An 8,471-nucleotide genomic window follows, 5' to 3' on the forward strand; every position below is an offset into this window, starting at 1 on the left:
TTCACCGCGCTGCCCTCACCGTCGTGCGCTGACGACCAAGATCGATTTTGCCGTCGTCCGTGCTGATGGCGATCTCGACCACATCGCCGCTCTTGAGGTACTTCGGGTTGCGGCCCTGGGCCCTAAAGAAGAGTCGCCACTTGGTGGCAGGAGGCAGCAGATTGCTGATGATCTCGATTGGTTTTGGAGGTGCGCTCAAAGCGGTGCCTGCAGGGGTTCCTGTCAGGACCAGGTCTCCCGGGGAAAGGTGCTGGAACCGGGCGAGCGTCCCCAAAGCGTCCATGGGGAGGTAGATCATATCGGCTACCGTCATGTCCTGGCGGACCTCACCATTTACCCACAGCCGCAGCCTGAGGTCACCGAAGCGGTTCCAATCGTCGGCGTCGAAGAGCACGAGCGTCGGTCCGGTGGGGGTGAAGCCCGGGTAGGACTTGGATTCGTAGAACTGGGTCTGCGGAAGTTGCAGGTCGCGGGCCGAGACGTCGTTGGTGATCACAAGCCCCGCGACGTAGTCGGCGAACGTCTCGGGTGTGATGACTGAGCCGACTGGGAGCTCCTTGCCAATCACGAGGCCGATCTCGGCCTCGTAGTCGAGCAACCGCACGTGACCGGGCCGGACGACGTCGTCATAGGGCCCACTGATCGAGCCCGAGGACTTGCGGAAAAACGCCATCGGGATCTTCTGCGGATCCATGCCGGAATCCCTCACATGGGAGGCGAAGTTGGCCATCTGGGCCACCACGCGGCACGGGGCGGTGACAGGCGAGATCAACTGCAGGCTGTCCGCTGGCACAAACCCATTTCCCCCGATCGCGGCCTGGATGGATGCCCTGTCAGCGAGCAACCCGCCCGTGGTGGTGGCCAGGGTATCGATACGTGATGCACCGGAGGGCGTGTGGACCCACCAGGCGTCTGCCGTTCGCAGGATAGAGACAGTCATGAGGTAGCTACTTTCATCAGGCCGCGAAGCCTCGCGAAGTCGAATTCGTTGTCTTCCCGGAGTGCGGAGAACATTGAGGCCAGCTCGCGTAACGACTCCCGGCCAGGGGTGATGCCGAGGAAGTCCTTGCTGGCTGGAGGGCCCCACTGGGCGAGTCCGGACGCCGTCATCTGCGTCCATCCGGGTTCGAGGGCGCTATCGAACATGTCCCCGTCGGTGAAGTGCTCCACCAGGAAGCCGTTGGGGTCGCGCCAGTAGTCGAAGATTTGGCTGCCTTGGATGTGCCGGCCTATCCCCCATGAGCGGTGGTAGCCGAGGTCGCGCAGAAGCTCACCGCCGGCGGCGAGGGCATCGACGTCGGCCACCTGGTATGCCGAATGCACGTACCGGTTCGTCGGCCCCAAAGTCATCGCAATGGTGTGATGGTCGGTGGGCGTTGCACCCCGGTCGCAGCGAATAAAGCTCATTGTCGGGCCGCGTTGACGCTGCCCCGGGTAATAAAGGAAGTCGCTGACAATAAGGCCCAGGTGCTGGAGGTACCAGTCGAGCGTCTCACGGTACTTGGTACTCTGCAGGACCACGTGACCGAGACGCTGGACTCTTGCCGGCTGGCGCAGGGGCCGCTGGGTTTGGTTTGTCCGGGCCACGTCGTGGCCGGTATTGAACGTGAGGGGCGTCTGTGCCGGCAGGGCGGAAAGCTTGTGTGTGTCCGCGACGACGCTGATAGAAGCCCCGCTCGGATCCACGAGATCGACCCCAATGCCGCCAATAGTCTCCGGCAGTTTTTTAGACGTGGCGCCTGTAGCGGCAGCCAGGCGAAGGACGTCGGTGGCCTGCGCAGCGGTGAATGCGGAACCAAGATAACGCGATCGGGGTCCTCGGCGAACGATCACGCACGGTGCTCCAGTATCGGTCCCCCGCAGGTGCAGCTCGTCAGCAGTGCGGAGGCTCGTGACGAATCCGAAGGCGTGCGCGAACGTTTCGGCAGCAGACAGATCCGGCTTCTGGAATTCGAGCCAGGCGATGTCGTGGACCTTGATGATCGGGTTAGTCGACCGCCCGCGATGCTCCCAGGCAAGGCCGCCCTGCTCACTGTGCAGGTTGCTGTGGCTGCCATGGTCATGGTGATCGTTCATGATTACCGTCCTTTCTGACTATATCTTCTGTTATGACGATATCGTCAGTCAAGAGTACTTGAACATTTCTTCACATCTGAGGCCGTGCTGGTAAGCTTCCTTTTGTCCGTATGACCTCAAGGAGCCTTCGATGACCCAAGCGCCAGCCTCGTCCCCGGAACCCACCCGGTCGCATCGGCGGAAGGCGCAGACCCGGGCGGCTTTGGTGGGCGCAGCGCAGTCTTTCCTGGCCCAAGGAAAGACCAACTCCCCGGTGCTGGAGATCACCCAGGCAGCGGACGTGGGTATCGGCTCCTTCTACAACCACTTTGAATCCAAAGAGCAGCTGTTTGAGGCCGCCGTCGAACATGTAACGGACCTGCTCGGTGCAGTCCTGGACCAGCTGACCACCGACGTCGAGGACCCAGCCATCGCGTTCGCGACGAGTTTTCGGTTAACAGGTCGCTTCCACCGCAGGGAACCGGAGCTCAGCAAAGTGATCCTGCACAGCGCCCTCGGCCTCCTCGGGGCGGAGACGGGACTGGCTCCCCGGGTCCGGCGGGATATCCAGGCCGGCGTCGAGTCCGGGCGGTTCACTATGAAGGACATAGACGTCGCCGTGGTGTGCGCAGTCGGCGCGGCAACCTTCCTCGGACAGCTCCTCCATACCGAGCCGGACCGTGACGACGCCGAGGCAACGGATCAGGCGACTGAGGCACTTCTGCGGATGCTGGGTTTACCTGCCGATGAAGCGCGTGCAATCTGCAGCGGTCCGCTCCCCGAACTCCACACCGCCGGGCTGCGCGGGGCAGCGGACCAGGCCATCACCTAGGACGGCCCGGCCCGCTGAAATCACGCTGCCGGCCGTAATGCGGGGACGTCGGAGCCGGCTGTTGACCCCCGGTCAGGCCGGCAGTTCGTCGATGGTGGTCGGCTCGTGTTCCTCGTCCCCGTTGACGCCGTGGCGGAAGTCGCTGGAGTGCGCGTAGGCAGTGCGACGGGAGCGCATGATTGACCCCAGTGGGCGGTGTGCCTCCAGGGCATGCCACGGATTGAAGGAGAGGATATCGTCGGCATAGCGGCGTCGGGCATCGCTGTAGGGGTCCTGAGCCGGTAGGTGCAGCACAGCCACAACTTCGTGCGGCGACAGCTCCTCTGGCCAAGGCACCGATGCGTCCTCGACCGGCATCCTGTCGACGTCCACGCATAGCTGCGCGCGCAGTTCGAACTCCGCACTGTTGCCAGCAAAGAATTCGCAGACCAAGTCACGCAATGCCGACTCGCCTGCGCTCTTCCCGATCGGCTGGCCGGTCAGGGCCTTGACGTTTACCGAGCGTGGGGCTGCAGATATCTTGGCAACGTAGTCGCCGTAGCGGAGGGCGGCCATGGAATGAAACGTCTCGCCAAGAATGTGGTTGTTCGCCGCCGACAGCGTCTCGATGGCAGGTGAGAGCGGCCGTCCGAGCCTGGTCAGGGCCCGCGACGCCAGGCGGGCACCGAACCCGATGGTCTGTAGCTGCTGATCGCTCTGCCGCGGCTGGCGTTCGAGGAGGTTCTGGAGCTCGGCATACTGGCCGATGGTTCCGAAAGGAAGCGTGGGGTGGTTTACCAGGAGAAAGTCCTGGGTGGTGAGTCCGTCGTCGATTGCACGGGAACCGGCCGCGCCGATTACCTTGACCGCAAATCCCCGCTGGACAGGCACCTGGTCCGAGCGCAGGTCCCCCGGCGCGGTGGAAAGCCGAACGATTACGGGGTACGTCCGGGGCTCGGCAAAGAGTCCCTGGGCGAGATGGCCGGGCAGACCAGGCGAAACACGCAGCTCCCCCACCACCACGCCGTGGCTTTTGGCGTGGGCATCGCGGAGTCCGTGGCGGTGCTTGGCCGCAACTTGTTGGTTAGCCTTGAGCATTGCTGCGACGACTTGCTGTACGAGCTCGTGCTCGTTGGGGAACGGCTGCTCGAGATCCGGGCTGTAGGAAACATAGGAGCGGGCTGGTGTCATGAATTCCTCCTGCAGGAGTGGTGGGTCAGCGGCTAAGCCAGTTGATCGCGGAGAGGCTCGGCATGAAGAAGTACTCCCCGCCGAGCAACGTGTTGAAGCTCTGAATGTTCTGGATCCGGCGTGGTGGAGATCCGGGCACTGTGAAGTAGGCGCCCTTGTCCTGCAGGGAGATCAGCGGATCCTTCTCCTTGCCCAGCCCAGTGAAGTTGCCGGAGTTCACCCACTCGCTTTGCAGGAACTCCACGTTGTCGATGGCGCGTGCCCCCAGGGCAATGAAGTCCAGCCCCCGGCTTTCCCTGTCGTCTCGGAGGTCAGTTGCGGGCAGCGGTTGGCCATAGGAGGTGCTGCGCCGAATGATCCTGCGGATGTTGACATCGCTGAGGACCTCCAGCTTCCCGTCGCGTGGATTCATCCGACGGATATGCGATCCCAGGGGTGTTCGCAGTCCTCGGGGGTCGTCACGGTAACCGAAGTTGTTGATCTGCCGTGAATCCTCGCCCAGCGCTGGATTGTCCGCCTCGGGGGCCAGCGCAAGCGGGGCTCCGCTGCGCCACCTGCCTACCAGCTTTGCCGCCAGCAGTTCCCGTTCGGCTTCCGTGCGGGCGTTATCGTGCAAGAACCGGTTGAACGCGGCAACGTGAGAGTGGTACTTGCGGAACACGACGTACGTTCCGTTGCGTCCGAGCACATCGGGTCCAGGTGCTGGGAGGGCCTGGCCGGTCTCGCTTGGGTAACCGAGAACGAACTCGCCGGCTTTGACCGGCCGTCCGCCACCCGGTAGCCGCTCGGCCCCGCTGCCCTCGACCACGGGCTGCGAGAAGCCGTCCCGATAGCCGAAAACATTGAAGCCGGTCGCGCCGAAGTCCTGGTGCGAGAGCAGTCGCACGCCCGCCAGGTCGTGCAGCTGCCGTTCATAGGCAGCAACTTCGTTGCGCCAGGCAGTCTCGCTGTCGGCGAAGATGGTCACGGCCACATGCACATGTGGCGTACCAAAGGGAAACTCCCAGTTGGCGGGGGCGTTGGGTCCAGTGTCTCGGAGACGCTCAGCCCGCGCGGCCATCCCGGCGCGGAAGTTGGCGGGGAAGGAAGCAAGCGTGCCTTCAGGCACGCCAAGAGCCTCCAATCCGTGGTAGCTCAGTGCCAAGGCCAGCCACGAAGCCCTTGGCTCATCCCAGTGAGCTGCAGAGGGAACCAGTGGAGCGAGTCGCCTCAGCAGTTCCCTTCCCCCTCCGGGGTCAGTGATCTCAAGGATTGCGTGAGTGCCGAAGTACGGTTCGGGCCGCGCTCGCAGCACCGTTGCCTGGATGTCATCGAGCTCCAGGCTCGGTCGCCGGGTGAGACGTCTGAACACGTTCATTGGAAGTCAGTTCAGCTCGGTCAGAAAACGCTGCAAAGTGACGTCCTGCCGAAGGAGCCGGCTCTCCTCGGCGACGGTCAGGTGAGGCTGCGAAACGTACCAAGCCTCGGCCGGAACCTGGCGGGTGACGATGTACTCCTTCACCTCGGGCGAGGTGATGCCCGGCCAGCCCTCCATATTGGAAAAGATGTAGTCCATCATCTCCGGGATCTTCGTAGCGAAGTCGTCGATGTAGGGGTCCCACTCGCCATCGTAGGCGGTGGCAAAGAGCAGCTTCGTGTCGTTGTCGAGGAAGACAAAGCGCATATTGTGCAGGGTGCCCACCTGGCCTGCGCCGGCGAGGTTGCCATCGATCAGCTTGAAGAACCTGCGCAGCCGCTCGGCGCCACCAGGCTTGAGTTCGGCAATGAGGGTCAGCTCGGAGATCTCGCCGCTCTTCGCGCCGATCCGCCCGGCGCCGGTGACGGCGTGCTCGGCGGTCTCCTTCCGGTTAACCAGCAGTTCGCCGACCTTGACCTTGAAGACAACCTTCGCGTCCGACATGGCTTCGTTGACGCGGTCACGAACGGTTGCGGGAAGGTTCTGGAACCGCACCTGGGGGTTTTGCTCACTCATTTTCTCGGTCTCCTCATCTGGCACGCGACCTGCTTTTGCAGGGCATCCAATGCCAGAATAGTCTGTTCAGACGATATATTCAATCCTGACGAAATCATCAGAGTATCAAAGTGGCCGAAAATGGCGGATTGAAAGGATCAAGATCACGGACTTCGTCAGCGGCCGCTTGCAGACTGCCTCCCCGCTCGCCAGCCTGCTCCGCAGCACGCCGCGGGCCGCGGGCCGCGGGCCGCGAATAAGGCGAGTTCAGCTCTCGCCGCTGGTGCTGTATGGCTACTGCCTGTCCTGGCGGTGACCGCCGTAAGTGCAGCACTCGCAGCCAGTTACCTCGCCATTCAGCGGTACTGGAAGTCCGGCGTCACCCTGGGCGCGGTTAAGTAGGTGCGGTCCGTACCCGCGGTCAAGGAGGAACTGCTCAGACGAGGCCGCTTTCGTAGGCGGCGATGACCAGTTGGGCCCGGTCGTGGGCGTAGAGCTTGGCCATGATGCGGTTCACGTGTGTTTTCGCGGTTGACGGTGAGATGAACAGGCGCTCGGCGATCTCGGAGTTGGAGAGTCCCGTTGCCACCAGTAGAAGGACCTCGCGTTCACGGTCGGTCAGTTCCTCCAGCCCCGCCACTGGCGTCGGCCGGGTACGGGTGGCGGTGGGTGCGGCGCGGACGTATCGGTCCACCAGGAGGCGGGTGGCGACGGGGGAGAGCAGGGACTCGCCGTCGTTGACGGTTGCGATTGCCTGGACGAGGGCGGGGGGCTCCGTGCCTTTGCCGATGAAGCCGCTGGCGCCGGCCCTCAGCGCCTCCACGACGTACTCGTCTTCCTCGAAGGTAGTCAGGACGAGGACCCGGACTTCGGAAAGTGCCGGGTCACGGCAGATCTGCCTCGTGGCTTCGATCCCGTCCATGACGGGCATCCGGATGTCCATGAGCACAACGTCGGGGTGCAGCAAGCGGGTCTTTTCGACTGCCTCCCGTCCGTTTGTTGCTTCCCCGACGACGGTGAGCCCAGGTGAGGCGTCGATGAGGGCCCGTACAGCCGTCCGGATGAGGGACTGGTCATCCACCAGGAGAACGGAGGCGCTCATGAGTCCTTCCCGTTCCGGGTGTTTTCCTTGATGGCTTGGCCTTGGGCGCTGGAAGCCGGGAGCGGAAGTTGGGCCTGGAGCCGGAACGGGTTGACCCCTGCCGGTGTGGTCTGAAAGGTTCCGCGAACGGACTCCACGCGTTCGGCGATTCCGAGGAGGCCGTGCCCTGGCAGCCGGCCTGCTTCCGACGGGCCAGGGCCGTTGTTGACGGGGTTGGTTACGGTGATGTTGATCGTCTCCGGCGTGTATTCGATGAGCAGGTGGGCGCGATGGCCGGAACCATGTTTGTGGGCGTTGGTGAGGGCTTCCTGAATCACCCGGTAGGCGACCACGCCGGTTGCCGCCGGCAGTTCGACGAGGGTCCCCACGTTGCGGAGCGTTACCTCGAGCCCGGTGCGCCGGAACTCTTTGAGTAAGTCCTCTAGCCGGTCCATGTTGCTCAGCGGCGCCCGTGGGGCCTCTTCGGTCTCGTCCGTACTGGCCCGCAGTAAAGCGAGAAGATCGCCGATCTCGCCGAGGACTGTTCGGGCGGCCGCCCGGATGGTGGCCAGGGAGCGTTCGGCATCTTCTGGCCGGCTCCCGACGGCGGCGGACGCGACCCCTGCGTGGAGATTGATGACGGCGATCTGATGGGCCACCACGTCGTGGAGGTCCCGGGCGATGCGCAAGCGTTCCTCCGCCACCCGCCGTCGTGCTTCAGATTCGCGGGTCTGCTCGGCGCGCAAGGCACGATCGGTGATCGCCATGATGTAGGCCCGGCGCGATCTCATCCCGTCCGCCAATGCGGCCGCGAATCCTGCAACGGCAACAGGCTGGAATACCCGAGGATCCAGGATCCCGTTGGACTCACTGAGCAGGGCCGCAGCCCCCAAGATGACTATGGTCGCCGACGTTGTGATCACGGAGACGCGACGGGGAACCCTGGTGACCATACCGAACACGGCGATGGCGACCGGCAGGGAGGTGGTGGGGCTCAGTTCACCGAGGACAGCGGCAGCAACGAATAGTGCGATCGTGGCGGCGAGCACCGGGAACGGCCAACGGCGACGGAAGGGCAGGACGCCGGCCGCTGCTATTGCCAGTGTGAGAGCTGCCGGGCTGAAGGAGCCCTGGGGGGCTCCTGGGATGGCCACGGTCTCGGGCATGATGACCAGGATGGCCACGATGAGGTCGCCCAGCCACACGGGAATCCGGTGGGTGAGAGGGCGCCCGTCAGCGGACACCGTTGCCCATGACTTGCGGGAAGGTAGGACGGTGCTCACGGGGCTTCGGTTCTCCTGTGCACATCAATGAGCGTGCTGGCCGGTGGTGGACTGATTGCTGCGTCTACCCAGCTTCCCCCATAAGGGGGCTTAGTGCGT

Annotated in this window: 8 protein-coding genes; 1 reads left to right on the forward strand and 7 read right to left on the reverse strand. The window is 63.8% G+C overall.

Annotation, left to right across the window (positions count from 1 at the left end):
• Position 1 precedes the first annotated feature (1 nt).
• Together J7E83_RS20770 and J7E83_RS20775 are read right to left on the reverse strand one after the other, a co-directional pair.
• Positions 2-940, reverse strand: coding sequence for a fumarylacetoacetate hydrolase family protein (locus J7E83_RS20770; RefSeq protein ID WP_214966031.1), 939 nt, complete (start codon positions 938-940; stop codon positions 2-4).
• Positions 937-2,076 carry a VOC family protein gene (locus J7E83_RS20775; protein ID WP_214966034.1) on the reverse strand — a complete coding sequence of 380 codons (1,140 nt, stop codon included), beginning with the start codon at positions 2,074-2,076 and terminating at the stop codon, positions 937-939. The genes J7E83_RS20770 and J7E83_RS20775 overlap by 4 nt, the downstream gene beginning before the upstream one ends.
• Positions 2,077-2,206: 130 nt before the next feature.
• Between J7E83_RS20775 and J7E83_RS20780 the strand changes: the two genes are divergently transcribed.
• The gene (locus J7E83_RS20780) at positions 2,207-2,887 is read left to right on the forward strand and encodes a TetR/AcrR family transcriptional regulator (protein ID WP_214966035.1); all 681 of its coding nucleotides are present in this window, start codon (positions 2,207-2,209) and stop codon (positions 2,885-2,887) included.
• 72 nt (positions 2,888-2,959) lie between these two features.
• Here J7E83_RS20780 and J7E83_RS20785 read toward each other — a convergent pair whose 3' ends face one another.
• The 5 genes from J7E83_RS20785 to J7E83_RS21555 all read right to left on the reverse strand — a co-directional run bounded on the left by J7E83_RS20785 (position 2,960) and on the right by J7E83_RS21555 (position 8,372).
• Positions 2,960-4,057: a catalase family protein gene (locus J7E83_RS20785; RefSeq protein WP_214966037.1), complete on the reverse strand. Its 1,098-nt coding sequence runs from the start codon at positions 4,055-4,057 to the stop codon at positions 2,960-2,962.
• A gap of 25 nt (positions 4,058-4,082) precedes the next feature.
• The gene (locus tag J7E83_RS20790; RefSeq protein WP_214966039.1) at positions 4,083-5,414 is read right to left on the reverse strand and encodes a Dyp-type peroxidase domain-containing protein; all 1,332 of its coding nucleotides are present in this window, start codon (positions 5,412-5,414) and stop codon (positions 4,083-4,085) included.
• A gap of 6 nt (positions 5,415-5,420) precedes the next feature.
• A complete protein-coding gene (locus tag J7E83_RS20795; protein WP_214966041.1) occupies positions 5,421-6,029 on the reverse strand; it encodes a hypothetical protein in 609 nt (202 codons plus the stop codon).
• Between the two features lie 415 nt (positions 6,030-6,444).
• A complete protein-coding gene (locus J7E83_RS20800; protein ID WP_214966043.1) occupies positions 6,445-7,110 on the reverse strand; it encodes a response regulator transcription factor in 666 nt (221 codons plus the stop codon).
• Positions 7,107-8,372, reverse strand: a complete 1,266-nt coding sequence (locus J7E83_RS21555; protein ID WP_214966045.1) for a histidine kinase — start codon at positions 8,370-8,372, stop codon at positions 7,107-7,109. The genes J7E83_RS20800 and J7E83_RS21555 overlap by 4 nt, the downstream gene beginning before the upstream one ends.
• Between the last annotated feature and the right edge of the window lie 99 nt (positions 8,373-8,471).

The organism is Arthrobacter sp. ISL-48 (assembly GCF_018613805.1).
Classification (GTDB): Bacteria; Actinomycetota; Actinomycetes; order Actinomycetales; family Micrococcaceae; genus Arthrobacter.